Here is a 24,564-nt window from a genome sequence, read left to right as displayed (position 1 = left end):
GGGGCGGCGTGACGGCTCGGGCGGTGTGTGCGGTATGTGGGGGCGGCCTGACCCCTCCCCCGAATACTGGGGGTCAGACCGCCCCGGTCCGGGGTACGGCTCAGGCCGGCTGTGCCTCCGGCAGCTCCACCAGGCAGGGCAGGGCGTCGCGGTCGCTCGCGCCGAGGCGGGCGTACGCGCTGTAGAGGTGGTTCCCGACCGTACGGATCGACAGGGTCAGCTTCTCCGCGATCTGGCGGTTGCTCAGTCCGGCCGCCGCGAGGGTGACGATCTGCCGCTGGCGGGCGGTGAGTTCGCCCAGGACCAGCCCGGACAGGGCCGGGGTGCGGGCGCCCTGGCAGCGCCGGGCCAGCGCGGCGGCCCTGGTGCGTGAGGTGCGGGCGGCGCTCGGGTCGCGGTGCGCCCCTACGGCCTGGGCGTACGCCTCGGCCGCGAAGAGCAGGAAACCGCGCTCCTCCAAAGTCCGCGCGACCTCGTCGAGGGCGGGACCGTCGCCGCGGGCGAGGGCCTCGGCGTGGTCGGCGAGGACACCGCTCAGCCGGCCGACGGCCCGGTCGGGCACGCCGAGGCGGACGGCGTCGTACGGGTCGGCCGTCCCGAGGGCCGCGTCGAGATCGCCGCGGGCGACGGCCCGCCAGGTGGCGGCGGCGATGTCCGGCCGGCCGCCGCCCGGCTCGGCCGGGGGCGGGGCGGCGTCGCCGGTGGCCGCGCCGGTCGGGCCCGGTGTGTGCTCCGGATCGCCCGACTGGGCCGCCGCCAGGGCGAGTTCGAGGCGGCAGGACTCGGCGTCCGGGGAGCCGCGCAGGCCCTGCGCGGCCCAGGCCGCGGCCTCGCGCAGTTCGCCGCGCAGGCGGGCGAAGCGGGCCCGGACGGCCGCGTGCCGGGCCGGGATGCCGGTGTGCTCGGCCACCAGCCACTCCCCCACGGGCGCCGGGACGGCTCGTACGTCCGCCTCGGCGATCGCCCGGGTCAGGGTGGCCGTCTCGGCCTCCAGGGCGGCCGCGCAGCGGTCCAGGGGGCCGGTCAGCCGCCGGGCCCGCAGGCGTCCGGCGGCCGCTCGCAGCACCGGGCCGTGCAGGGGATGGGCGAGGCGGACGGCGCCCTGTTCGCCGACGTGGACCAGGCCGTCGGCCTCCAGGGCCTCCAGGGCGGCGAGATCGAGCGTGTCCGCGTCCGTCGGGAGCGGCTCGCCGAAGGCCAGGCGGTCCAGGGTCTCCCGTTCGGGACCGGTGCGGTCGAGGAGGTGCGCGGTGCGCTCGCGCACGGTCGCGGTGACCGGCACCGGCCCGCGCCACTCCCGGTCGGTCGAGTCCGGGAGCCGGTGCAGCAGTCCCCGTTCGCGCACCGCGTCCACCAGCTCGCGCAGCAGCCGCAGATCGCCCTGGCACAGGCGGTGCAGCCGGTTGACGGTGAGGGCTTCCAGACCGCCGGTGCCGGCCGCGAGCAGCTGCGCGGTCTCCTCGCGGGGCAGCGGTTCCAGGGCGAGGCGCGGCAGGAGCTCTCCGGTCCAGAGCCGGGAGATCGCCTCCGGTGCCCGCGCGCCCTCGGTGGCGACGACCAGGAGCCGGGTGCGGCCGTGCACCGCGAGCTGGTGGACCAGGGCTGCCGAGGCGTCGTCCAGCAGGTGGGCGTCGTCGACGAGCAGCAGCCGTACGGAGGACATGAGGTGAACGGCTCGGTGCAGGGACACCGTCTCCGGCAGGAGGTGCGCGAAGGCGGCGAACGGCAGCCCGCGGGTCTCGGGCGCGCCCACCACCCTCGTGCAGTCCGTCCCGCGCACGGCCTCCGTGACGAGCCGGGTCTTGCCCCGGCCCGCCGGCCCGGTCACCGCGATGCCCTGCCGTCCCCCGGTCATGGACCTGCGGACCAGCTCGAGTTCGTCCTCCCGGCCGGTGAACGGCCAGGGCAGCTCCAGTGTCTTCGCGTCCGGTTCGAAAGTCGTCACGGAAGGTAGAGCACCGCTACTCAGTCCTGATACAGGGGGACTTGAGTAGCCCCCGACTCAGGCGCCCCGGGGCGCCCGACGGGCACGCTGAACGCCATGACCGCACGCTACTGCTCCCTCGCGCAGCAGTCGGCTCCGGCGTTCGCACCGGGGCTGGCCGCCGAGCGGCTGAGTGCGCTCATCGGCGGCAGCCGGATGTGGGTCAACGGCACGGTCCTGCACTACTGCTTCTTCGACGGCGACACCGACGGGTCGGTCATTCCTGTTCCGGGGACCGGGCAGTCCCGCCGGGTGTCGTGGGGTGGCGCCAAGGAGCAGCAGGACGTGGTGCGCGAGTGCTTCGAGGAGTGGCAGGACCTCGGGATCGGGGTGAGGTTCGCCGAGGTCGGCGATCGTTCGGAGGCCGAGCTGCGCATCGGGTTCCAGATCGGCGACGGCTCCTGGTCGACCGTGGGCAAGGACGCGCTCCTGGTCGGTCTGAACGACCGCACCATGAACTTCGGGTGGGACCTGACCGCGCCGGGGGAGCGCGGGACGGCCCTGCACGAGATCGGGCACGCGCTCGGCATGCTGCACGAGCACCAGAGTCCGTTCGCCGGGATCCACTGGGACGACGAGGCCGTCTACGCCGATCTGGCGGGCCCGCCGAACTTCTGGAGCCGGGACCGGACGTTCTTCAACATCCTGCGCAAGCTCGGCCCGGACGAGGTCAACGGCTCCGTCTGGGACCCGCAGTCGATCATGGAATATCCCTTCGAGGCGGGGCTGATCCTGGAGCCCGAGCAGTACCGTGCGGGCCTCGACCCGCCCGGCACGCTGTCGGCCGCCGACAAGGAGTACGTCCTGCGCTGGTACCCGCCGGCCGAACCGGGCCGGCCGCCGGCGCTGGTGCCCTTCCGGTCCGCGCCGCTCGGGCTCGGCCCGGGCGGGCAGGCCGACTTCACCGTGGAACCGCCGGAGACCCGCGAGTACACCGTGGGCACCTTCGGCGACAGCGACACCGTCGTCGTGGTCTTCGAGGAGCGGGACGGAGAAGCCCGCTACCTCGCCGGCCGGGACGACGGAGGCACTCCGCACAACGCCACGCTCAGGGCCCGTCTCGTCAAGGGCCGCCGCTACTTCGTCCGTGTGCGCCTGTACTCCGCGTGGGGTTCGGGGGAAACCGCGGTCATGTGCTGGTGACAGCACAGTCGGGCCGCACGGACGAGGCTGGACCACTGTCCGGCGCCGGGGGAATGGCCGGAAGTACGTAACCTTCGGGGGAGGGATACGTACTTCCGGCCACGCGGCGTCCAAGAGGCCTCTCACTCCCGATACGGGATCGCGGCCCGCGACAACAGGCTGCCGCGGCCACCCAGCAGTTTCCCGACCGTGCCCGTGGTGGGGGCGGCCGAGGCCGTCGTAGTCCTCCACCACGCGCGCGTCGAAGCCGAGGGCGCGGTGGAAGGCGACGGAGCCCTGGTTGGTGACCGAGGTGATGGCCTTGAGGCGGACCGCGCCCTGGCGGCGGGCGGCCTCGGTGAATGCCTCGTGGAGGGTACGGCCGAGTCCGGTGCCGCGGGTGTCGTCGCGGGTGGCGATCAGGTGGACGTATCCGGTGCGGTCGTGGGTGACGAAGCCGATCAGGTGGCCGCGGATGCCGTCCTCGGCGCGGGCGACCAGGCAGGTCGAGCCGAACTCCTGCACCAGCGCCGTGAGATGGAGGGCGCGCAGGTCACGGTCGCCCCAGTATCGCCCCGGTGTGTGGTGCGCCGACTTCGTCGTCGGGCCTGAGCGGGTGGTCGTCTTCGCGGGTGAGGTCCTCCGCTTCGGCGCGGCGACGGGGGCCGCGCCGAAGCGGTCGCGTACGGACGGTCGGTGAGCCCTCCCGAGCACCAGCTCGACCGGGCGCGGTGACCCGTCCGAACAGGGCTAGGCCACCCGCTGCTCGCCCTTGACGTCGTCGGGGTGTGCGAGGCCGAGCTGGTGGCGCAGGGTCGGGCCCTCGTACTCGGTGCGGAAGACGCCCTGTTCCTGGAGGAGCGGGACGACCTTGTCGGCGAAGGCGTCGAGGCCGGTCGGGGTGATGTGCGGGACCAGGATGAAGCCGTCGCTGGCGTCGGCCTGCACGTACTCGTTGATGGTGCGGGCGATCGTCTCCGGTGAGCCGACGAAGTTCTGCCGGTTGCCGGTGTTGATGACCAGGTCGCGGATGGACCACTTGTTGGCCTCGGCCAGCTCGCGCCACTCGCGGGCGGTGGCCAGCGGGTCCCGGTACATGCGGACCTGGGCGCGGCCCCGGGAGATGTGCTCCTCGCTCACCAAGGGGTCGATGTCGGGCAGCGGCCCTTCGGGGTCGTACGACGACAGGTCCCGGTTCCAGACGAACTCCAGGTGCTTGATGGCGGTGGCGCCGCTGACCTGCTGGCGTCGGACGGTCCGGGCGAGTTCCTCGGCTTCGGCGTCGGTGTCGGCGAGGGCGAAGGAGGCGGCGGGCAGGATCAGCAACTGGTCGTGCCGGCGGTTGTACTTGGCGAGCCGGTTCTTGACGTCGGTGTAGAGCTCCCGGCCCTCCTTCAGGGTGGCGTACCGGCTGAAGATGGCGTCGGCGGAGGAGGCGGCGAACTCGCGGCCCTCCTCGGAGTCCCCGGCCTGGAAGATGACCGGGCGGCCCTGCGGGGAGCGCGGGACGTTGAACCGGCCGTGGATGTCGAAGTGCTGGCCCTTGTGGACGAAGGAGCCCGCCTTGGCGTCGCGCAGGAACGCGCCGGAGGCCTGGTCGGCGAGGATCTCGTCCCCCTGCCAGGAGTCGAAGAGCTCCTGGGTGGTGGCGAGGAACTCCTTGGCGCGGGAGTAGCGCTCCTCCTGCGGGAGGAAGCCGCCGCGGCGGAAGTTCTCGCCGGTGAAGGCGTCCCAGGAGGTGACGACGTTCCAGGCGGAGCGGCCGCCGGAGAGGTGGTCGAGGCTGGCGAACTGGCGGGCCACCTCGTAGGGCTCATTGAAGGTGGAGTTGATGGTGCCGGTCAGTCCCAGGTGCTCGGTGACGGCGGCGAGCGCGGCCAGGACCGTGAAGGTGTCGGGGCGGCCGACCACGTCCAAGTCGTATATCTTCCCGCCCTGTTCGCGCAGGCGCAGGCCCTCGGCGAGGAACAGGAAGTCGAACTTGGCGCGTTCGGCGGTCCGCGCGAAGTGCACGAAGGAGCTGAACTCGATGTGGCTGCCGGCCTCGGGGTCGCTCCACACGGTGGTGTTGTTGACGCCCGGGAAGTGGGCGGCCAGGTGGATCTGCTTCAGGGGCTTGCTCATGGTCTGCGGTCCTTCCGGCTCAAAGGCTCAGAGGCTCAAGGGCTCAAAGGCTCAAGGGCTCAGGCGGCGGCGTAGCGGTTGGCGGGGCGGCGGAAGCCCAGACGGCCGCGCAGGGTGTCGGACTCGTACGCGGTGCGGAAGGCGCCCCGGCGCTGGAGCTCGGGGACCAGGCCGCGGGTGATCGCCGGGAGGTCGTGCCCGAGGACCGCGGGACGCAGCCGGAAGCCGGTGAGCCCGGCCGCCTGGAACTCGACGAGCAGATCGGCGAGTTGGGCCGGTGTTCCGGTGAAGACGCGGGCGTCGCTCCGGTAGGGCTCTCCCGCGAGCGAGTCGAGACGGTCCCTGCGGGCGGCGGCCTCGGCGGGGTCGTCGTCGAGGAAGACGACCACGTCGGCGAAGACGTGCAGGAGTTCGTCGGCGCGGCCGGCCGCCTCCTGCTCCGCGCGGATCTCGGCGACGACGGCCCGGGCCTGCTCGGTGTCGTGCGGGGTGGTGTACCCGACGTCGGCCTGGCGGGCGATGAGCCGGTACGGGACGGTCTGGTGACCGAGGGCGGTGACCAGGGGCTGGCCCTGCGGCGGGCGGGGCGTGATGGAGGGGCCCTTGACGCTGAAGTACCTGCCCTCGAAGTCGATGTAGTGCAGCTTGTCGCGGTCGATGAAGCGGCCGGTGGCGGCGTCGCGGATCTCGGCGTCGTCCTCCCAGCTGTCCCAGAGGCGGCGCACGACCTCCACGTAGTCGGCGGCCTCGTCGAAGAGGTCGGTGATCAGTCCCTGGGACTCGGGGCTGTCGTAGGCCTCGATGCGCGGGACGGTGCGGCGGCCGAAGTGCGCTGCCTCGTCGGGGCGCGCGGTGATCTGCACGCGCAGACCCGCGCGGCCGGTGCTGACGTAGTCCAGGGTGGCGATCGCCTTGGAGAGGTGGAACGGCTCGGTGTGGGTGACCACCGCCGTCGGCACCAGGCCGATGTGCCGGGTGAGCGGGGCGACGCGGGAGGCGATCAGCACGGCGTCGAGACGGCCGCGGACCTGGTCGGTGCGCTCGTCCGGGTCGAGGAACCGGGAGGACTGCGGGCCGAGGCCGTCCTCGATGGTGACGAAGTCCAGCAGGCCGCGCTCGGCCTCGGTGACCAGGTCGGCCCAGTATCCGGCGGTGAACAGCTCACGGGGCCGGGCGGCCGGCTCGCGCCAGGAGGCGGGGTGCCAGCCGGTGCCGTCCAGGGCGACGGCGAGGTGCAGGGGAGAAGAAGGGGACACGGGTGGGTGCCTTCCTGGAGATCCGTACGGGGCGCCGGCCCGTGGGTGGGCAGGGCTCGGCGACTGGGGGCAGGCAGGTGACGGGTCAGGAACAACAGAGCGCGGCGGACACGCGCTGGAGATCGATGTGCGGCCGGGTGTGGAGGTGGGCGGAGCGGAGTGCGCTGGTCACGCCCGTCACCTCCTCTTTCTGGGTGCGCGTCGGCGCCCGGCAGATCTCGTCGTGAGTCACAACACCGCGCTCCCAGGGGATGTTCCCGGGCTGCGGACCACCAGGACGGGTGAGCGGCGGCGCAGCGTGAAGCCGATCGACTCGTAGAGCCGGACGGCGTACGTGTTGTCCGCGGCCGCGTGCAGGAAGGGGGTGTCGCCGCGCTCGCGGATGCCGGCGGCGACCGCGCGGACCAGTCGGGTGGCGAGGCCCCGGCCGCGGTGTGCCGGGTCGGTGCAGACCGCGCTGATCTCGGTCCAGCCGGGCGGCCTGAGCCGTTCGCCGGCCAGCGCGATCAGGCGTCCCCGGTCCCGGATGCCGAGGTAGGTGCCCAGTGCGACGGTCCGCTCGAGGAAGGGGCCCGGCCTGGTGCGGGCGACCAGGTCGAGGATGTCGGGGACGTCGTCGGGCCCCAGCCGTACCGCCTCGGGGGCGGGTTCGGCCCGCAGCGCGGTGTCGACGAGCTGGACGCCCACTCCCCCGCCGACGATCTCCCACCCCTCCGGGACCTGCTCGACCGGCTTGATCCGTACGGTCGTTCCGGGTCCGACGAGGTGGTGCAGGTCGGCCCATGCCGCCGGGTCGCCGGGATCGGCGAGGGCGGCGACGGCGTACACGTCCGCCGGGTAGCGGGCGGCACGGCCGACGCGTTCGGCGAGGTAGGCGTGCGGGCCGTCGAGGGCGGCCCATACGGCGTTGTCGAGGACGGAGGCGTCGGCTGTGCCGCTCTCCGGGGAGGCTGCGCCTCCGCGGACTTCGGTGGGCTGGACCACGGAGGCGGAGTTCCTTTCCTGGGCGACAGGCAGGCAGGCCGGGTTCGTGACTGAGTGTCAGGAGTTGTCGAGCGGCAGCCCGGGCGGGTTCACCTCGGACTTGGTCACGGCGTCGTTGGAGAGGTTCCACGCGGCGAGCCACTTGGCGTACTGGCCGTTGTCGATCAGGTGGTTGATCGCGTCGGCGAGGGGCTTCGCGAGACCGCTGCCCTTCTTGGCGGTCGCGGCGATCAGGCCCTGGAGGGAGTCACCGGCACCGGAGTACTGGCCCGCGATCTTCGTCGCGTTGGGTGTGCCCGCGGTCTGGGTGACGTGGTACGAGAGGTTGGGGCTGGGGCCGAGGTAGGAGTCGATCTTGCCGCTGCCCAGGGCCAGATAGATGCTGGGACTGTCCTGGAAGTACTTGATCGTGAGCTTCTTGCCCTCCTTCTCCAGCTTGTTCCGCCACTCCAGCAGGATCCGCTCCTGGTTGGTGCCGGCGCCGACCGAGACGGTCTGCCCGGCGAGGGCCTCGTAGTCGCCGTCGAACGTCCACTTCGACGTCTTGAGCGTCTCGAAGGCGAGGTCGTCCTTGCGGTAGGAGGCGAACTCGTACTTCTGCTTGCGCTCCTCGGTGTCGGTGATGTTGGAGAAGCCGACGTTCACCTTGCCGCTGTCGATGCCGACGAAGAGGTTCTCCCAGGTGAACCGCTTGACCTCGGGCTTCAGGCCGAGGACGGCGGCGACCAGGCGGGCCAGGTCGGTCTCGGAGCCGGTGAGGGTCTTCTGGTCGCTGCCCACGAAGCCCAGCGGCGGCGAACCGGAGGGGAGGGTGCCGGACCCGATGACCAGCTTGCCGCTCTTTCTGACGGCGTCCGGCAGTTCGGCGCTGATGGACTTCACCTCGGCGACCTTGAGAGTGGTCTCCTTGGCGGCGCCGTTGGAGAGCCGGCCCACGGTGACCGTGCCGGCGCTGTCGGTCGTCCGGGTGGCGGCGTCGCTGTCACCGCCGCAGGCGGCGAGCCCGCCGACGAGGGCGGTGACGGCGGTGGCCGCGGTGATGCCGCGCACGAGGCTGCGCCGGGAGGGGTGAAGAGGCATGACTGTCCTTAGGAGTTGAGAGAGGGAGGAAAGAGGTTCAGAGGACCTTGCTCAGGAAGTCCCGGGTCCGTTCGTGCCGTGGCCGGTCCAGGACCTCGGAGGGCGGCCCCTGCTCGACGATCCGGCCGCCGTCGATGAAGACGACCCGGTCGGCGATCTCGCGGGCGAAGCCGATCTCGTGGGTGACGATGACGAGAGTGGTGCCGCTGGTCGCCAAGTCCTTGATGACAGCCAGGACTTCACCGACGAGCTCCGGGTCGAGGGCGGAGGTCGGCTCGTCGAAGAGGATGACGCCCGGCCGCAGGGCGAGGGCGCGGGCGATGGCCACCCGCTGCTGCTGGCCGCCGGACAACTGGCGTGGATAGGCGCCGGTCTTGTCGGCCAGGCCCACCCGGCCGAGAAGCGCACGGGCCAGCTCCTGCGCTTCCGTCCTGCCGAGCCTGCCGGTCGCCACCGGGGCGGCGGCCACGTTGTCGAGGACGGTCAGGTGCGGGAAGAGGTTGAAGTTCTGAAAGACGAATCCGATGCGGCTGCGCTGGGTCAGGATGGCTCGTTCGCTCAGCTCCTTGAGCCGCTCCCCCTGGCGCCTGACGCCGATGAGCTCGTCGTTGACGCTGACGTAGCCGATCTCCGGCTTCTCCAGGTGGTTGATGACCCGCAGCAGGGTGGACTTCCCGGAGCCGGACGGGCCGAGGATGACGGTGACCTCGCCGGGGCGTACGGTCAGGTCGACGCCGTCCAGGACGCGGTGGGCGCCGTACCACTTGTGCACACCGTGCACTTCGAGAGCTGCGGCGGTCATACGGCGGCCTCCCTGCGGATGCGGGCGCGCAGGTCGGTGAGGCCGGCCCGCAGCTTCTGGAGCGGGGTCGGCGGCAGGGAGCGGGTGGCGCCCCGGGCGTAGTGCCGCTCGACGTAGAACTGGACGACCGAGACGGCGCTGGTCAGGATCAGGTACCAGACGGTGGCGACCAGCAGCAGGGGCACGATGTCGCCGGGGTAGGTGGCGCCCATGGACTGCACGGTGCCGAACAGGTCCAGCAGCGAGACGTAGAAGACCAGCGAGGTGCTCTTGACCAGACCGATGAGCTGGTTGACGTAGTTCGGGGTGATGGAGCGCAGTGCCTGCGGAAAGACGATCCTGCGGAACTGGTAGCTCTTGGGCAGGCCGAGGGCGGAGGCCGCCTCGTGCTGGCCCTGGTCGACGGAGAGGATGCCGCCGCGGACGACCTCGGCCGCGTAGGCGGCCTCGTTGAGGCTGAGGCCGATCACGGCGATGACCATGTCGGTGGCGAGCCGGGACTCGTCGAAGGAGAAGAAGGCCGGCCCGAAGGGGACGCCGACGCTCAACGTCCTGTACAGCGCCGAGAAGTTGTAGAGGAAGAGCAGGACGACGATCAGCGGGATCGAGCGCAGCGCCCAGACGTAGGTCCAGCTCACCGCCCGCAGCACCGGGCTCTTCGAAAGCCGGGCCAGGGCGAGCAGGATGCCGCCGAGCAGACCCAGCACCGCGCTGTAGGCGGTGACTTCGAGTGTGATGAGGAGCCCGTCGAGGACGGTCGGCCGCAGGAACCAGTAGCCGAAGCGGTCCCACTGGTAGAAGGGATTGGTCGCCAGACCGTGGACGAACTGGGCCGCCAGGACCAGGACGACGGCGGTGGCGATCCAGCGTCCGGGCCGCCGCAGTGGCACAACCCGCTGCGCTGTGAGGTGTTTTGACGGTACGTCGGGCAGCGGCGGTGCCTCGGTGACGGACACGGCGGCGCCTGGGGGTTCACTCATGAGGAAGCTCCGGCGGAGTCGGGAGATTCCCCCGGGACACGGCGAACGGGGCGTACTACAGGCGCAGGACGCGACGCACGGGAACCGGGGGCGGGGCGGACGACGGCACACCGCGAACGCGGTGTGCGTCAGGAACGCGGGGGCTGCGTAGGCGGAAGGTCAGCCCCGACAGCGGGCACGGCCCGGTGCGGTACACAGTGCGCTGCTCACGCGGAGCAGGTCGACGACCCGGTTGGCGACCAGCGGGTCGCCGTACGGCCGTACGCAGCCCGGGGAACGGCGTGCGGCCGTCCTGGGAGCTGCGTACATGTCGGTCACCGTCGCTGTTCTCGGGGGTCTCTCGGAACCCGTGGGGCCCTGTGGCTGAAACAGGCCCTTGTCGGACCCGTAGGTTAAGGCAGTCGTCCGAACCGCTGTCAATGCCGGTCCATCAGGTGAAACGGTCAGGCGCTACGAGCCGCGTGCGCGGCCCAGTCCAGGATCTGCACGGCGGCCCCGGCGGCCTCCAGGCCCCGGCAGCGGGCATGGTGGCGGCGGGCGATGCCGTCGAGGTCGAGGTGGGCGCCGAAGGCCGGGTGGGCGGTCAGCCGGCGGGCGTAGGCCCACAGGGTGGGGTGGTCGGCCACGCGCCGCACGGCGTCGGCGTCCAGGTGGTGGCGGTGCACGGTGTCGAGTTGGACGAGTGCCACCCACAACTCGACGTCGGCGGCTGTGATGTGATCCCGGATCAGGTGGTCGCGTCCGACCAGCCAGCGTTCCAGCGAGCCGAGGGAGTCCAGCAACCGCTCCAGCGCGGTGGCCCGTTCGGGTACCCCGCCGCCCGCCGAACCGGCCTGCTGCGCGGCCTGCCCGATGGCGCCGCACATGCGCTCGACGGCCTCGGTCTCCGACTCGGCTCCGCACGGGTACAGCGCCGGGCGGCCGCCGCCGAAGTGCCGGGCGAGGTCGCGGGTGATGTCGGCGGCGTGGGTGCTGACGATCCGTCCGGACCAGTCGTCGCTGAGCACCGGCGCGACGGCCGCGCCGGGGTACCGGTGGGCGCTGGCCTCGTACAGCGGGCGCAGCGCGGAGTGGCCGCCGTCGGGACAGTCGGGGACCGGGTCCAGGAAGGTCACGGGACAGACGTCGTCGAGGCCGAGCAGGCTGTGCACGACGGCGATGCGCAGGCCGTCCGCGCAGGCGGCGGCCAGGTGGAGCCGGTAGCGGCGCGGCACGGCGTAGTGCCCACTGCGCGCGTCCCGTCCGATCCGGCCGCGGAAGGCGGGGGCGGGGTGGACGGCGGGGACGTGGGCGAGCGGTGTGACGGACATGGGTCTCCCCGGGGTGTCGGTGCGCAGACGTACGCGCGGCGGAAGCGTCGTCGGGCCGAAGGTGCGGGCCGGGACAGGGAGGTGGGCGGCGGCCGGGCTCAGCCCAGGGGCCTGGTCGCGCTGCTGACCCGCAGCAGATCGATGTGACGGCGGGAGGTGAGGAGAGGCGAGGGCCGGGAGGTACGGCTCACTCGGCCGACGGCCGGTTCAAGGCGCCTCATGTTTCCCTACCTGTTCACTAGGATTCCCGTCTGGAGTGTCGATCGGGCCGGGGCGCACGTCAAGGGGGCGTCCACGAGGTGGGCAGGGGCGGGGCCGGAACCCCGCCGAGCCCTCTTCCGGATCAGTGCGACTCGCGGCTGACCTCCGAGCCGCTGGAGCCGACGAGGAAGTCCAGGTCCGCGCCCTGGTCCGCCTGTTGGACGTGGTCGACGTACAGCCGCTCCCAGCCGCGGCGCGGGTTCGCGAACCCCTCCACGGTGGCCGCGTTCGGGGTGCGCGCGGCGAGTTCGCCGGCAGGCACCTCCAGGTCGATGCGGCGGGCCTCGACGTCGAGGCTGATGACGTCACCGGTCCGCACGAGGGCGAGCGGACCGCCCGCCGCGGCCTCCGGGGCCACGTGCAGGACGACGGTACCGTACGCGGTGCCGCTCATACGGCCGTCGCAGACGCGGACCATGTCCCGCACCCCCTGCTCCAGCAGCTTGGTGGGCAGCGGCATGTTGGCCACCTCGGGCATGCCGGGGTAGCCCTTGGGGCCGCAGCCGCGCAGGACCAGGACGGAGTCGGCGTCGACGTCCAGGTCCGGGTCGTCGACGCGGGCGTGGAAGTCCTCGATGCTGTCGAAGACGACCGCCCGGCCCCGGTGGCGCAGCAGGTGCGGTGAGGCCGCCGCGGGCTTGATCAGCGCCCCGTCGGGGGCGAGGCTGCCGCGCAGGACGGCGATGCCGCCCTCCTCGACCAGGGGGCGGGACCGGGTCCTGATCACCTCGGCGTCCCAGATCGGGGCGTCGTCGAGGTGGTCCACCAGTGGCTTCCCGGTCACGGTCAGCGCGTCCGGGTCCAGGAGGTCGGCGACCTCGCGCAGCACGGCGAGCAGTCCGCCGGCCCGGTGGAAGTCCTCCATGAGGAAGCGTCCGGCGGGCTGGAGGTCCACCAGGACCGGCACCCGGGAGCCGATGCGGTCGAAGTCGTCCAGGGTCAGCTCGACGCCCAGCCGGCCCGCGATCGCGAGGAGGTGGACGACGGCGTTGGTGGAGCCGCCGATCGCGGCGAGCGCCACGATCGCGTTGTGGAAGGACCCCTTGGTCAGGAAGGTGCTGGGGCGGCGGTCGCCCGACACCAGTTCCACCGCCAGCCGTCCGGTGCCGTGCGCCGCCTCCAGCAGCCGGCTGTCCGGAGCCGGGGTGCCGGCCACCCCGGGGACGACCGTGCCCAGGGCCTCGGCGACCAGCGCCATGGTGGAGGCGGTTCCCATGGTGTTGCAGTGCCCGCGGCTGCGGATCATCGACGACTCGGAGCGGGTGAACTGCTCCTGGGACAGGGTCCCGGCCCGGACCTCCTCCGACAGCCGCCACACGTCGGTGCCGCAGCCGAGCGGGGTGCCGCGGAAGGTGCCGGTGAGCATGGGCCCGCCGGGCACCACCACGGCGGGCAGGTCCACCGAGGCGGCGGCCATGAGCAGGGAGGGGATCGTCTTGTCGCAGCCGCCCAGCAGCACCACTCCGTCGAGGGGGTTGGCCCGCAGCATCTCCTCCGTGGCCATCGCGGCCATGTTGCGCCAGAGCATGGCCGTGGGCCGCACGTTGGTCTCGCCCAGCGACACCACGGGCAGGTCGAGCGGGATGCCGCCCGCCTCGTGCACGCCGTCGCGGACGGACCTGGCCACCTCGTCCAGATGGGCGTTGCAGGGGGTGAGGTCGGAGGCGGTGTTGGCGATGGCGATCTGGGGCCGGCCGGTGAAGGCGTCGGCCGGGACGCCCCGGCGCATCCAGGCCCGGTGGATGTAGGCGTTGCGGTCCTGTCCCCCGTACCACTGCGCGCTGCGAAGGTTCATCGCCGGTGCTCTTTCCGGTCATCGGTACAGCGGTCTACTATCCGGAACGCCATGCAGCATACGCAGCGGTCCCCCGCTTCGACAGCCCACGTCACGGCAGGTGCCGAGGGGTCCGGGCCGGTGGGTCCGGACCGGGTGCCCGCCCTGCTCGAGGAGCCGGCCCGGCACCCGGACGGGGTGGCGCCGGACGAGCTCACCCGGGCGGTCGGCAGTCCCGAGCCGACCGTGCACCGGGCTCCGGCCGCGTCACGCCGCGCCGGGCTCGCCGGCCGGGAACCGGGCGGCCGCTCCGTGCCGGGAGACGAGTTCTGCCGGATGGCCTTCGCCCACCACGGGGTCCGCCCCGAACACGTGGGGGTGCGGCCGCTGTTGGAGGCTCCGGCCGCCCGATGCGGCGGGACGGCCCACCACGCCGTCCTGGTCGGCCGCCAGGTCGTCCACCGCGCCGAAGGTGACCCGCGCTCCGGTGCCGCCCGGCTGACCTCCACGGCCGGCGGCCGAGACCCCGCCCGCGCGACCGGAGCCGGAAAGGCGCTGCCCGCCCAGGAGTTGGGCGCCCTCGACGCCGTACGGCGATGGATCGGCTCGGTGCTCCCGCAGCGCCGGACGCCCCGAACCCTGTGCACGGCCGAGGAGTTGCCCCGCGAGCCACAGGGCCCGCGCCGGCGGAGCCACGCCCTGGACGACCCGTGGAACGAGACCGGCGTCAGCTGCCTGGCGCTGCCCGGTTACGCCATCTCGCCGACGGTTCCCTCGGGGGCGGTGAGCGTGAGCGCGCCGGCGTACCGGACCCCGCTGCGGACGCCGGTCGACGCCGCCGGGGAGATCCGCGACGCCCCCGGCCCGCTGCGGGAGCCCCTGCGGTGAACGCCCCCTCGGCCGCTGACCGGCACATGCGTGCCTTCGTCCTCACGGCCCCCGGCGAGTTCGCGGTCCGAGAGGTCCCCAGGCCCGTGGCCGTGCCCGGTGAGGTCGTCGTCGACGTCGAGCGGGTCGGCGTGTGCGGCACCGACCTGGAGTTCTTCACGGGGCACATGGCCTATCTCCACCAGGGACACGCCGGTTACCCGATGCGGCTGGGCCACGAGTGGGCGGGCCGGGTGCGTGCGGTGGGGGCCGGGGTCGATCCCGGCTGGGTCGGGCGCCGGGTCATGGGCGACACGATGCTCGGCTGCGGGTCCTGCCGCCGCTGTCGGCGGGGGGTGCAGCACGTGTGCGAGAAGCGCGAGGAGGTGGGCATCCGGGGCGGCCGTGCGGGTGCCCTCGCCGAACAACTCGCCGTTCCCGCGGCGTCGTTGCACGCCCTGCCCGACTCCGTGGACCCGGTGCTCGGCGCGCTCGTCGAACCCGGTGGCAACGCCCTGCGGGCCGCGAGGGCGACCGCTGCGGGGCCCGGCGACCGGGTCCTGGTGCTGGGGCCCGGCACCATCGGTCTGCTGGTCGCGCTGTTCGTCCGGGCAGCCGGGGCGGAGGTGCACCTGATGGGCGCCACGGAGGACTCCCTCGCCTTCGCGCGCGCCCTGGGCCTGTCGCACGCCTGGCGTGAGGACACGCTGCCCGACCTGCCGTTCGACGCGGTCGTGGACGCCACCAACGCGGTCCGCCTGCCCGCCCGGGCGCAGGAGTTGGTCGAACCGGGCGGCCGGCTCGTGTACATCGGGCTGGCCGCCGAGCCGAGCAGGATCGACACCCGGGCGCTCGTCCTCAAGGACGTGACGGCGGTCGGTGTGCTGTCGGCCTCCCCCGGGCTCGACGCGGTCATCAGGGCCTACGCCGAGAAGCTCGTCGACCCGCGGCCGCTGGTGGCCGCGACCGTGGCGCTGGACGCGATCGGCCCGGTGCTCGCCGGCGAACGGCCGCCCGGCGCCGGTCCGGGACCGAAGATCCACGTCGATCCCCGGCCGGCGTGAGGGGTCGGGCGCGCGGGCGGAGGGCTTCCGGTTCGTCGAGCACCGCCGCCGGCGCGCGATGCCGCCGATGCGTCGCCCTGCCCGTGCACCGACCGCCGGACGAGGCCCGGCCGGGCCGGTGGCCGAGAACGAGCGGGGCCCGACAGGTGCCGGCGCTCCCGTGCATGCGCCGCTCGCCCGACGCGGCTGCCGTCGGCCGGTTCCGTGCATGCGCCGCTCGCCCGACGAGGGTGCCGCCGACCGGTTCCGGCCCCGACCGGCGAGGACTCACGAACGGAGGCTGGTATTCCGTCGCCGGGGTGATCAGACTCGATCCCCCATGGACACCGTCGGCATGTTCGACGACCGGACATGGCCGACGAGACGAAGGGTTCAGCCCGGTGGACTTCAAGGTGCAGCCGACCGCCCAGGTCGACGAGACGGCGACGATCGGCGCGGGGACGACGGTCTGGGACCTGGCCCAGATCCGCGAGGACGCCCGGCTGGGCAGCGGGTGCATCGTAGGCCGGGGCGCCTACGTCGGCCCGGGGGTGCGGATCGGCGACAACGTGAAGCTCCAGAACTACGCGCTGGTCTACGAGCCGGCGGTGCTCGGCGACGGGGTGTTCGTCGGCCCGGCCGCGGTCCTCACCAACGACTACTTCCCCCGGTCGGTGGACCGGGAGGGCAGGCTCAAGCGCGGCGGCGACTGGGAGGCCGTGGCGGTGGAGGTGGCCGAAGGGGCCTCCCTCGGGGCCCGTTCGGTGTGCGTGGCTCCGGTGCGCGTCGGCCGCTGGGCCCTGGTCGCGGCGGGCGCGGTGGTGACCCGTGACGTGCCCGACCACGCGCTCGTCGCCGGTGTTCCGGCGCGCCGCATCGGCTGGGTGGGGCGGGCCGGCGTACGACTGGTGGAGCGGGAGGGCGAGCCGGGGGCCTGGGAATGTCCTGAGACGGGTGCGCGGTACGACGAGAAGGACGGCGGACTCGTCGAGCGCGCATGACTCCTGTTTCCGCCAAATCGCAAATCTTCGAACATTCACCGGCATAACATGTGTGCGAACTGTGCAGACCAAGCACAATGAGCACACGAACCAGTAGTGCCCAGGGGGGTCACCGGGTGGAAACACCTATGTCTGAAAACAGGGTCGGCACCAGCTCCGACGCCTGACGTCCGCCTGCCTTCCACCGCCCGGCCGTCCGTGCCGTGGCGCTCACAAGTCTGCGCAAAAACAGGGGGGTTGGTGTGTCCAACCGATGAGCATCACACGTCTGGCCGCGCTCGGCCATGAGGAACCGACGCTGCTCCCACTCGCCCGACGACTCCTCACGGTCGCCGAGTCGGGGCTGCCGTCGATGCTGCTGCCCGGCGGCGAGGCCTTCGCCTTCACCATGGCCGGACGGCGGACGGCCGCCGGCTCCTGGACCCTGGAGCGGCGCGGGACCAGCACCCGCTACGCGGCCATCACCGCGCTCGGTGTCCGGTTCCTTCCGGAGGACCGCCAGCGCGCGGTCCTCGGCGGGCGCACCGCCGAGGAGTTCACGGGCCTGCTGATCGAGTCGCTGCCCGGCGTCACCAACCTCGGTGACGCGGCACTGATCGCCTGGGCCGCCGCCGAGACCGGACACCCCAAGCTGTCCGACGCCCTGGCCCGGGTCGACGCCCTCGACGAGGACGGGCGGCCGCAGTACACCGTCGAGGCGGCCTGGGTGCTGTCCGCCATGGCCGCGGTGCGCAGCACGGTCGACGTGGAGAGACGTTTCTCCGCAGTGCGTGACCGCCTGCTGCGGGCCCGTGTCGGCGACAGCCCGCTCTTCCCGCACGCCACCGGCCCCGGCCTGGTGCCCTGGTACCGGGCGCACGTGGCCTGCTTCGCCGACCAGACGTACCCGCTCCAGGCCCTCGCCCGTGCGCACGCGAGCGGCGACGGCGACCCTGAGGCGCTGGCCGCCTCCGAGGCGTGTGCGGCCCGCATCTGCGAGCTCCAGGGCGACGGCGGGCAGTGGTGGTGGCACTACGACGCGCGCACCGGCCAGGTCGTGGAGGGCTACCCGGTCTACAGCGTCCACCAGCACGCGATGGCGCCGACCGCCCTGTTCGACCTCACCGACGCCGGCGGCAGCGACTTCGGCCCGGCGATCCGCAAGGGCCTGCGCTGGATGACGGACGCGCCCGAACTGGCCGCGGACCCGAAGCCGTTGATCCTCGACGAGCTCGGCGTGACCTGGCGCAAGGTCTACCGGGGCGACCCGAAGAAGGCCGTACGCGCCGCCCGCGGACTCTCCACCCGGGTTGCCCCGGGGTTGCGCCTGAAGACCCTGGACCGGGTCTACCGTCCGCTCTCCGTGGACCGCGAATGCCGGCCGTACGAGTTCGGCTGGATGCTCTACGCCTGGCAGGGGGGCCTCATATGAACGACCGCCAGTCCCTGTTCGGGGTCGAAGTGGACCCGCTGACGATGGACGAGACCCTCGAGCGCTGCCTGGCCGCGGTGCGGGACGGCAGACAGCTCGAGATCGGCGTGGTCAACGCCGCGAAGCTGGTGAACATGCGGCGCGACGCCCGGCTCGCCGAGGCCGTATCCGGCTGTGACCTGGTCCTCGCCGACGGCCAGGCCGTGGTCTGGGCCGGCAAGGTCCTGCGCGCCCCGCTGCCCGAACGGGTGGCCGGTATCGACCTGTTCCTGCGGCTGCTGGCCGAGGCGGAGTCGGCGGGCATCTCGGTGTACTTCCTGGGTGCCAAGGAGGAGGTGCTGGAGGAGATGCTGCGCCGGGTGGCCGACCGCTTCCCCGGCCTCAAGGTCGCCGGCAGCCGCAACGGCTACTTCGACGACTCCCAGCAGGAGGAGATCGCGGACGGCATCGCGCGCTCCGGCGCCCAGATGCTCTTCCTTGGCATGACCTCGCCGAAGAAGGAGATCTTCACCGCCGCCCACGGCGCGCGCACCGGTGCCCGCGTGGTCCACGGCGTCGGCGGCTCCTTCGACATCCTCGCCGGGGTCACCAGGCGGGCCCCCGCGTCCTGGCAGCGGCTCGGCGTCGAGTGGCTCTACCGCGCGCTCCAGGAGCCGCGCCGGCTGGGCAAGCGCTACCTCACCACCAACACCGCCTTCCTTCTCATGACGGCACGGGAGTTCATCCGGATCACCCCGCAGGCCGCTCCCGCGAACAGGAGTCACTGATGCGTGTCGTCGTGGTTGGACAGGGATACGTCGGTCTGCCGCTGGCCATCCGGGCCGCCGAGGTCGGCCACGAGGTGATCGGGTACGACGTCGACTCCCGGCGGGTCAAGAGCCTCGCCGCCGGTGAGTCCTTCGTCGAGGACGTCACCTCCGAGCGGATCCGCGCGGTCCTGGACAGCGGTGCCTACCGGCCGAGCGAGGCGGCCCGGGACTGCGGCGGCTTCGACGTCGCCGTGGTCACCGTGCCCACCCCGCTGCACGAGGGCACCCCCGACCTGCGGTACATCCGCGAGTCGGCGGTCACCCTCGCCCGCTACCTGAGACCCGGGGCGACCGTCGTCCTGGAGTCGACGACCTATCCCGGCACCACCCAGGAGATGTTCGCGCCGATCCTGGAGGACGGCTCGGGCCTGACCGCGGGCACCGACTTCCAGCTCGGCTACAGCCCGGAGCGGATCGACCCCGGGAACACCGTGTGGGGCTTCAAGGAGACCCCGAAGGTCGTCTCCGGCGTCAACGAGGCCTCGCTGAAGGCCGTTCAGGACTTCTACGCCGAACTCGTCGACACCACCGTGCCGGTGGGCTCGCCGAAGGAGGCCGAGCTCGCCAAGCTCCTGGAGAACACCTTCCGGCACGTGAACATCGCGCTGGTCAACGAGATCGCGATGTTCGCCCACCACCTGGACATCGACGTCTGGCAGGCCATCGACGCGGCCTCCACCAAGCCGTTCGGCTTCATGCGGTTCACACCGGGGCCCGGCGTCGGCGGCCACTGCCTGCCGATCGACCCGTCGTACCTGTCCTGGCGGGTACAGCGCGAACTCGGCCAGAGCTTCCGCTTCGTGGAACTGGCCAACGACATCAACAACCACATGCCCGAGTACGTGACTCGCCGCGTCAGCGACCTGTTCAACGAGCGGCGCCGCTCCGTCAACGGTTCGCGCGTCCTGCTGCTCGGCCTGGCCTACAAGAAGAACACCGGCGACGCCCGCGAGTCGCCCGCCCTGCGCATCTCCCAACTGCTGCTCGACATGGGCGCCCAGGTCCGGGCGGCGGATCCGCACGTCGTGGAGAGCCTGCCGGTGGACACCCGGCTGGTGCGGGTCGACGTCACCCCGGAGGAGCTCGCGGCCTCCGACGTGGTCGTCCTGCTCACCGACCACGACAGCTTCGACTACGAACTCGTCGCCGAACACGCCCCCTTCGTCCTCGACTGCCGACGCCGGCTGCCGTCCGGACCCACGATCGAGGTGCTCTGAACCATGCCGCGCATCGTCTGCGTCGCCGGGGCCCGCCCCAACTACATGAAGATCAAACCGGTGATGGACGCCCTGGAGAGCCGGGGCGCCGAGGTGATCCTCGTGCACACCGGCCAGCACTACGACCCGGCCATGAACGACGTGTTCTTCGCCGATCTCGGCATCCGCCCGCCCGACCGCTTCCTCGGGGTCGGTTCCGGCAGCCACGCCGAGCAGACCGGACGCGTGATGACCGCGTTCGAGCCCCTGCTCGCCGAACTCGCCCCGGACATCGTCGTCGTGGTCGGCGACATCAACTCCACCCTGGCCTGCGCCCTGGTCACCGCGAAGGCCGGCCCGCTGCTCGCCCATGTCGAGTCCGGGCTGCGCAGCCGGGACTGGGGCATGCCCGAGGAGGTCAACCGGGTCGCCACCGACCGGGTCAGCGACTATCTGCTGGCCCCCTCCCCCGACGCCGCCGACAACCTGCGCGCCGAGGGCTACCGGGAGGACCAGATCCACCTGGTCGGCAACGTCATGATCGACACGCTGCTCGCCAACCTGGAGCGGGCCAGGGCCTCCGACGTCCTCGCCCGACACGGCCTGAGCAGGGGCGGGTTCGGGCTGATGACCCTGCACCGCCCGGCCAACGTGGACGATCCCGAGGTTCTCACCGGGCTGCTGAAGGCGCTCGGCGAGATCGCCGGCCGGCTGCCGTTGCTGCTGCCCGTGCATCCGCGCGCGGCCGGCCGGCTGGCCGAGATCGGCGTGCCCGGCGGCATCCGGCTGGTGCCGCCCGCCGGGTACCTGGACTTCATCGCCCTCCAGGACGCCGCGCGTGTCGTGCTGACCGACTCGGGCGGCATCCAGGAGGAGACCACCGCGCTCGGCGTGCCCTGCGTGACCCTGCGCGACAACACCGAGCGTCCCATCACCGTCGAGGAGGGCACCAACGTGCTGGCCGGCCGGGACCCGTCCCGGATCGTGTCCGTCGTGCACCGGGTGCTCGACGCGCCTCCCGCACCGCGGCGGCCGGAACTGTGGGACGGGCACGCCAGTGACCGCATCGCCGAGGTCCTGCTGGAGGGAGGCACGGCGAACACCCGACCGAGGCCCACCGATCGAACGTTCCCCATATGATCCGCTTGCAACATATGCTCGTCGAACGTTTGGGCGCGAGGGGGGACCACCATGGATCTCGCTGAGATCTTCCGGGTGATGCGCAGGCGCTGGTACGTCCTGCTTCCGGGACTGCTGCTGACCGTCGGCCTGACCGTGGCCGTGGCGGTGACGGTCCCGGTCACCTACCAGTCGCAGAGCACGGTGGTCCTGCTGAACTCCGAGAAGGCCACCAAGGCCTACGACGGCAATCCCTTCCTCAGCACCCAGACCTCGCTGACCGGCATGGCCGACAGCCTGGCCCGCAACCTCAACTCCGACGCCTCGCTGCGGGAGCTCAAGTCCCGTGGCGCCACCGGCACGTTCGAGGCCAAGCTCGCCGACAACGCGCAGGGGCCGCTGATGTGGCTCACGGTGACCGGCACCGACAAGAAGGCCGTCCTGAAGTCGGACCGCATCCTGACCGCGTACGCGGGCGAGCGGCTGGTGCAGTTCCAGAAGCAGCAGTCGGTCACGACGGACGCCATGATCCGCATGTCGACCATCGTGGCCCCGCAGAACCCGATCGCGCAGACCAAGACCCGCATCGAGTACATGGTGATGGCCGGGGGTCTCGGTCTGGTCCTCAGCCTCGTCGCCACCTTCTACGCGGAGGCGCGCCGACGGCCGCGTCCGTCCGTGCGCGAGGAGGAGCCCGTGCAGCCGGCCGCCGACCCGGAGCCGGCCGGCGAGGCGGCCGAGTCGGTCGCCGAGCAGACGATGGCCCTGCGGACACCGCCCAGTTGGTCGCGGTCCGCCGAGCGGCGGCACGCCGAAGGGCCGCGCGACCGGCGGTCCGTCATGACCGTGGCGCCCGCCGCCGACGCGCTCGACGAGGAGTCGACACATGGACAGCGTTCGCACACCGGACAGCGAGAGAGCTGAGCCGGGCGACAGCCCGTCACCTCCCGTTCCCGCCTCCCTCGGCACGAAGGTCCGTTCCGCGGCCCGCTGGAGCCTGATCAACACCCTGGTCATGCGCCTCGGCAACTTCGCCACCGGCATCCTGCTGGCGCGGTTCGCCCTGGGCCCGGCGGAATGGGGCGTCTACGGCATCGCCCAGACCGTGCTCCTGGTCCTGCTGTCCGCGAACGAACTGGGCGTGGGCCTCGCCATCATCCGCTGGGAGGGCGAGCCGCGCCGCTTCGCACCGACCGTGCTCACCCTGAGCGTGCTGTCCAGCGGCCTGCTGTACGTCGCGCTGTTCGCCTCGGCGCCCACGGTGGCCCGGCTGCTCGGCTCGCCCGGCGCCTCGGACGTGCTCAGGGTGATGTGCCTGTGCCTGGTGATCGACGCGGTGGCACACGTGCCCGCCGGCATCCTGACCCGGGAGTTCGCGCAGGGCAGGCGGATGGTCATCGACGCGCTGAACTTCGTCCTCAGCACGGCCGTGACCCTGGTGCTGGCCTTCGCCGGCTGGGGCGCGATGAGCTTCGCCTGCGGGGCGGTCGCGGGCAACGTCGCCGCGCTCGTAGGCTGCGCGATCGCCGTTCCCGGAACCCTGCGGTTCGGCTGGGACCGCGAACAGGCCCGCGCCCTGCTGAAGTTCGGGCTGCCGCTGGCCGGCGCGAGCCTGCTCGCCCTGGCCGTGGTCAACGTGGACACCATGGTCGTGGGCTCCTCCCTCGGCCAGATCTCGCTCGGCTTCTACGTCCTGGCGTTCAACATGTCGGGCTGGCCGGTGCGCGTCATCTCCGAGGCGGCCCGGCGGGTCTCCTTCGCCGGTTTCTCCCGCCTGGCCGACTCGCCGAAGGCGCTGGCCCAGGGGTTCAGCCGGGCTCTGGGCGTCCTGGTCACCGGCACCGTGCCGCTGTGCGTCCTGCTGGGCGGTCTCGCGGCCCCGGTCATCCACCTCGTCTACGGCGGCAAGTGGCTGCCCGCCGCCGAGGCGCTGCCGTGGCTGATGGCCCTGGGCCTGATCCGCATCGTCTGCGAACTCACCTACGACTGTCTGGTGGCGGTCGGCCGGCGCCGTTCGCTCATCCTCGTGCAGGGCCTGTGGGTGGCCGCGCTCGTCCCGGTCCTGGTCGTCGGCGCCCGGCTCGGCGGGATCGTGGGTGTCGCCCAGGGCCATGTCCTGGTGGGCGCCGGGCTCGTCGTCCCCGTCTTCCTGCACGCCCTCACCCGCGCCGGGATCGGCCTCGCCCCCATGGCGCGGGCCTGCGCCTGGCCCTTCCTCGGTGGCGTGGCGATGACCCTGGTGCTGCTCGGCGCCAAGCGGCTGCTGGGCGAGGGCACCCTGGCCCTGTTCGTGATCGGCGCGGCCGCCCTCGCCTGCTACGTGGTGTGCGTGCTGCCCAGCCGCCGTTTCCTGCTCGGCTCCCGGACCCCGGAGACCGTATGACCACGCTCCGCCGACTCCTCCTCGGCCTGGCGCTCTTACTGACGGCCGCGTGCTCCTCGGGCGGTGAGACGGCCGACCGCTCCGACCCGGCGCCCACGCGGGCACCCCGGGTCGCCGCCGACCCGACGCCCTCCCCGAGTGCCTCGGCCTCCTCCGCTCCGACTCTCGCGACGCCCACCCACAGGCCCAGGCCGTCCGCGCCCGCCCGTTCTCCCGGCACCGCCCCGGCCCCCACCGCGGGAGGCGCGGAAGCCGGTTTCCCGGACGCCGGCAACACCGGCCCCCGCGTCCGGCTCAGGCCCCGCGCCGCCGGGAACATCAGCGTCAGGACCGACGGGGCCGTGATCAGGGGCCAGGACATCACCGGCTCGCTCGACGTCTACGCGAACAACGTGACGGTCGTGGACAGCCGGATCACCTCCACCAACTGGTGGGGGATCAACCTGCGTCCCGGCTACAGCGGGCTGCGGGTCCTGCACACCACGATCACCGCGGTGCCGGGCAAGGGTCCCGACAACGGCGGGGTGAACTACGCCGTCTCCAACATGGGCAGCAGCTCCATCGAGGTCGGCTGGTGCGACATCTCGGTGTTCGGCAACGCCCTGTCCATGGGCCAGGGGAACCTCCACGACAACTACGTCCACGGCCTGGTCCCCTTCCGCAACAACGGCGGCGAGTGGCAGCACACCGACGCGGTGATCAGCGGCGGCGGCAGCAAGGGCACGCTGGTCGTCCGGCACAACACCCTGCTCAACCCGGTCCCCGTCGACCAGGGCGCGTCGGCCGCCGTGGGCCTGTTCGCGGACACCGGGCACGTCTCCAACACCGTCATCGACGGCAACCTGCTGGCCGGCGGCGCCTACGCCCTGTACGGCGGCGGCGACGGCGCCACCGGGATCACCGTCACGAACAACGTGTTCTCCACCCGGTACCACCGCTATTCCGGCGCCTACGGAGCGGTCACCGCCTGGAACGCGGGCGGCGCGGGCAACGTCTGGCGCGGCAACCGGTTCTCCGACGGCACCCCCATCACCCCCGAACCGGCAGGCTGAGGAAGA

22 protein-coding genes and 1 pseudogene are annotated in these 24,564 nt (G+C 72.5%); 11 read left to right on the top strand and 12 right to left on the bottom strand.

Features of this window, described 5'->3' with window-relative positions:
* Positions 1–100: 100 nt before the first annotated feature.
* Positions 101–1,945 carry a LuxR C-terminal-related transcriptional regulator gene (locus ACIQJT_RS01725; RefSeq protein WP_402638979.1) on the bottom strand — a complete coding sequence of 615 codons (1,845 nt, stop codon included), beginning with the start codon at positions 1,943–1,945 and terminating at the stop codon, positions 101–103.
* Positions 1,946–2,041: 96 nt separating this feature from the next.
* Between ACIQJT_RS01725 and ACIQJT_RS01720 the strand changes: the two genes are divergently transcribed.
* A complete protein-coding gene (locus tag ACIQJT_RS01720) occupies positions 2,042–3,127 on the top strand; it encodes a M12 family metallopeptidase (RefSeq protein WP_402638977.1) in 1,086 nt (361 codons plus the stop codon).
* 201 nt (positions 3,128–3,328) lie between these two features.
* Here ACIQJT_RS01720 and ACIQJT_RS01715 read toward each other — a convergent pair.
* The 11 genes and pseudogenes from ACIQJT_RS01715 to ACIQJT_RS01665 all read right to left on the bottom strand — a co-directional run.
* A pseudogene (locus ACIQJT_RS01715) lies at positions 3,329–3,679 on the bottom strand (GNAT family N-acetyltransferase); the annotation flags it as partial.
* Between the two features lie 177 nt (positions 3,680–3,856).
* Positions 3,857–5,230 (bottom strand): NtaA/DmoA family FMN-dependent monooxygenase, encoded by a 1,374-nt coding sequence (locus ACIQJT_RS01710; protein WP_402638975.1) that lies wholly within the window; start codon positions 5,228–5,230, stop codon positions 3,857–3,859.
* Positions 5,231–5,289: 59 nt separating this feature from the next.
* Positions 5,290–6,486, bottom strand: coding sequence for an LLM class flavin-dependent oxidoreductase (locus tag ACIQJT_RS01705; RefSeq protein ID WP_402638973.1), 1,197 nt, complete (start codon positions 6,484–6,486; stop codon positions 5,290–5,292).
* An 85-nt stretch (positions 6,487–6,571) separates the two neighbouring features.
* The gene (locus ACIQJT_RS01700) at positions 6,572–6,658 is read right to left on the bottom strand and encodes a putative leader peptide (protein ID WP_402640049.1); all 87 of its coding nucleotides are present in this window, start codon (positions 6,656–6,658) and stop codon (positions 6,572–6,574) included.
* Positions 6,659–6,714: 56 nt separating this feature from the next.
* Positions 6,715–7,470, bottom strand: coding sequence for a GNAT family N-acetyltransferase (locus tag ACIQJT_RS01695; protein ID WP_402638971.1), 756 nt, complete (start codon positions 7,468–7,470; stop codon positions 6,715–6,717).
* Positions 7,471–7,527: 57 nt separating this feature from the next.
* Positions 7,528–8,550, bottom strand: coding sequence for a transporter substrate-binding domain-containing protein (locus tag ACIQJT_RS01690; RefSeq protein WP_402638968.1), 1,023 nt, complete (start codon positions 8,548–8,550; stop codon positions 7,528–7,530).
* Between the two features lie 37 nt (positions 8,551–8,587).
* On the bottom strand, positions 8,588–9,352 hold the full coding sequence (locus ACIQJT_RS01685) for an amino acid ABC transporter ATP-binding protein (RefSeq protein ID WP_365454671.1): 765 nt from the start codon (positions 9,350–9,352) through the stop codon (positions 8,588–8,590).
* Positions 9,349–10,332: an amino acid ABC transporter permease gene (locus ACIQJT_RS01680; RefSeq protein WP_053850113.1), complete on the bottom strand. Its 984-nt coding sequence runs from the start codon at positions 10,330–10,332 to the stop codon at positions 9,349–9,351. The genes ACIQJT_RS01685 and ACIQJT_RS01680 overlap by 4 nt, the downstream gene beginning before the upstream one ends.
* Positions 10,333–10,775: 443 nt before the next feature.
* A complete protein-coding gene (locus tag ACIQJT_RS01675) occupies positions 10,776–11,642 on the bottom strand; it encodes a glutathione S-transferase C-terminal domain-containing protein (protein ID WP_402638965.1) in 867 nt (288 codons plus the stop codon).
* A gap of 98 nt (positions 11,643–11,740) precedes the next feature.
* Positions 11,741–11,863, bottom strand: a complete 123-nt coding sequence (locus ACIQJT_RS01670) for a putative leader peptide (protein ID WP_365454662.1) — start codon at positions 11,861–11,863, stop codon at positions 11,741–11,743.
* A 122-nt stretch (positions 11,864–11,985) separates the two neighbouring features.
* Positions 11,986–13,698 (bottom strand): IlvD/Edd family dehydratase, encoded by a 1,713-nt coding sequence (locus tag ACIQJT_RS01665; RefSeq protein WP_365454659.1) that lies wholly within the window; start codon positions 13,696–13,698, stop codon positions 11,986–11,988.
* A gap of 51 nt (positions 13,699–13,749) precedes the next feature.
* Here ACIQJT_RS01665 and ACIQJT_RS01660 point away from each other — a divergent pair, with 51 nt between their 5' ends.
* From ACIQJT_RS01660 to ACIQJT_RS01615, 10 genes are all read left to right on the top strand, one after another.
* Positions 13,750–14,565 carry an IclR family transcriptional regulator C-terminal domain-containing protein gene (locus ACIQJT_RS01660; RefSeq protein WP_402638961.1) on the top strand — a complete coding sequence of 272 codons (816 nt, stop codon included), beginning with the start codon at positions 13,750–13,752 and terminating at the stop codon, positions 14,563–14,565.
* 26 nt (positions 14,566–14,591) lie between these two features.
* Positions 14,592–15,608 carry a zinc-binding dehydrogenase gene (locus ACIQJT_RS01655; RefSeq protein WP_402640047.1) on the top strand — a complete coding sequence of 339 codons (1,017 nt, stop codon included), beginning with the start codon at positions 14,592–14,594 and terminating at the stop codon, positions 15,606–15,608.
* Between the two features lie 380 nt (positions 15,609–15,988).
* Positions 15,989–16,588 (top strand): acyltransferase, encoded by a 600-nt coding sequence (locus ACIQJT_RS01650; RefSeq protein ID WP_402638958.1) that lies wholly within the window; start codon positions 15,989–15,991, stop codon positions 16,586–16,588.
* Between the two features lie 253 nt (positions 16,589–16,841).
* Positions 16,842–17,999, top strand: a complete 1,158-nt coding sequence (locus ACIQJT_RS01645; RefSeq protein WP_402638956.1) for a hypothetical protein — start codon at positions 16,842–16,844, stop codon at positions 17,997–17,999.
* Complete coding sequence (locus ACIQJT_RS01640) at positions 17,996–18,766, top strand: WecB/TagA/CpsF family glycosyltransferase (RefSeq protein WP_402638954.1); 771 nt, start codon at positions 17,996–17,998, stop codon at positions 18,764–18,766. Before ACIQJT_RS01645 ends, ACIQJT_RS01640 begins: the two co-directional genes overlap by 4 nt.
* A complete protein-coding gene (locus tag ACIQJT_RS01635) occupies positions 18,766–20,025 on the top strand; it encodes a nucleotide sugar dehydrogenase (protein ID WP_365454644.1) in 1,260 nt (419 codons plus the stop codon). Before ACIQJT_RS01640 ends, ACIQJT_RS01635 begins: the two co-directional genes overlap by 1 nt.
* Before the next feature lie 3 nt (positions 20,026–20,028).
* Entirely contained in the window at positions 20,029–21,144 is a 1,116-nt protein-coding gene (gene wecB, locus ACIQJT_RS01630) for a non-hydrolyzing UDP-N-acetylglucosamine 2-epimerase (protein ID WP_402638952.1), read from the top strand.
* 51 nt (positions 21,145–21,195) lie between these two features.
* On the top strand, positions 21,196–22,047 hold the full coding sequence (locus ACIQJT_RS01625; protein WP_402638950.1) for a Wzz/FepE/Etk N-terminal domain-containing protein: 852 nt from the start codon (positions 21,196–21,198) through the stop codon (positions 22,045–22,047).
* On the top strand, positions 22,010–23,506 hold the full coding sequence (locus ACIQJT_RS01620) for an oligosaccharide flippase family protein (RefSeq protein WP_402638948.1): 1,497 nt from the start codon (positions 22,010–22,012) through the stop codon (positions 23,504–23,506). Before ACIQJT_RS01625 ends, ACIQJT_RS01620 begins: the two co-directional genes overlap by 38 nt.
* Positions 23,503–24,558, top strand: a complete 1,056-nt coding sequence (locus ACIQJT_RS01615) for a hypothetical protein (RefSeq protein WP_402638946.1) — start codon at positions 23,503–23,505, stop codon at positions 24,556–24,558. The genes ACIQJT_RS01620 and ACIQJT_RS01615 overlap by 4 nt, the downstream gene beginning before the upstream one ends.
* The last annotated feature ends 6 nt before the right edge of the window (positions 24,559–24,564 follow it).

The sequence above is a fragment of the Streptomyces sp. NPDC091972 genome, assembly GCF_044756385.1.
In the GTDB taxonomy this organism is placed as follows: Bacteria; Actinomycetota; Actinomycetes; order Streptomycetales; family Streptomycetaceae; genus Streptomyces.
Note: the sequence above shows the minus strand (reverse complement) of the source record. Positions and strands in the feature narration are given on the sequence as shown.

Excerpts from the sequence above, each read along its gene's own strand:
- ACIQJT_RS01720 (WP_402638977.1), top strand. The coding sequence starts at position 2,042 with ATGACCGCACGCTACTGCTCCCTCGCGCAGCAGTCGGCTCCGGCGTTC.
- ACIQJT_RS01710 (WP_402638975.1), bottom strand. The coding sequence starts at position 5,230 with ATGAGCAAGCCCCTGAAGCAGATCCACCTGGCCGCCCACTTCCCGGGC.
- ACIQJT_RS01690 (WP_402638968.1), bottom strand. The coding sequence starts at position 8,550 with ATGCCTCTTCACCCCTCCCGGCGCAGCCTCGTGCGCGGCATCACCGCG.
- ACIQJT_RS01685 (WP_365454671.1), bottom strand. The coding sequence starts at position 9,352 with ATGACCGCCGCAGCTCTCGAAGTGCACGGTGTGCACAAGTGGTACGGC.
- ACIQJT_RS01680 (WP_053850113.1), bottom strand. The coding sequence starts at position 10,332 with ATGAGTGAACCCCCAGGCGCCGCCGTGTCCGTCACCGAGGCACCGCCG.
- ACIQJT_RS01675 (WP_402638965.1), bottom strand. The coding sequence starts at position 11,642 with ATGTCCGTCACACCGCTCGCCCACGTCCCCGCCGTCCACCCCGCCCCC.
- ACIQJT_RS01670 (WP_365454662.1), bottom strand. The coding sequence starts at position 11,863 with ATGAGGCGCCTTGAACCGGCCGTCGGCCGAGTGAGCCGTACCTCCCGG.
- ACIQJT_RS01665 (WP_365454659.1), bottom strand. The coding sequence starts at position 13,698 with ATGAACCTTCGCAGCGCGCAGTGGTACGGGGGACAGGACCGCAACGCC.
- ACIQJT_RS01660 (WP_402638961.1), top strand. The coding sequence starts at position 13,750 with ATGCAGCATACGCAGCGGTCCCCCGCTTCGACAGCCCACGTCACGGCA.
- ACIQJT_RS01655 (WP_402640047.1), top strand. The coding sequence starts at position 14,592 with ATGCGTGCCTTCGTCCTCACGGCCCCCGGCGAGTTCGCGGTCCGAGAG.
- ACIQJT_RS01645 (WP_402638956.1), top strand. The coding sequence starts at position 16,842 with ATGAGCATCACACGTCTGGCCGCGCTCGGCCATGAGGAACCGACGCTG.
- ACIQJT_RS01640 (WP_402638954.1), top strand. The coding sequence starts at position 17,996 with ATGAACGACCGCCAGTCCCTGTTCGGGGTCGAAGTGGACCCGCTGACG.
- ACIQJT_RS01635 (WP_365454644.1), top strand. The coding sequence starts at position 18,766 with ATGCGTGTCGTCGTGGTTGGACAGGGATACGTCGGTCTGCCGCTGGCC.
- wecB (WP_402638952.1), top strand. The coding sequence starts at position 20,029 with ATGCCGCGCATCGTCTGCGTCGCCGGGGCCCGCCCCAACTACATGAAG.
- ACIQJT_RS01625 (WP_402638950.1), top strand. The coding sequence starts at position 21,196 with ATGGATCTCGCTGAGATCTTCCGGGTGATGCGCAGGCGCTGGTACGTC.
- ACIQJT_RS01620 (WP_402638948.1), top strand. The coding sequence starts at position 22,010 with ATGGACAGCGTTCGCACACCGGACAGCGAGAGAGCTGAGCCGGGCGAC.
- ACIQJT_RS01615 (WP_402638946.1), top strand. The coding sequence starts at position 23,503 with ATGACCACGCTCCGCCGACTCCTCCTCGGCCTGGCGCTCTTACTGACG.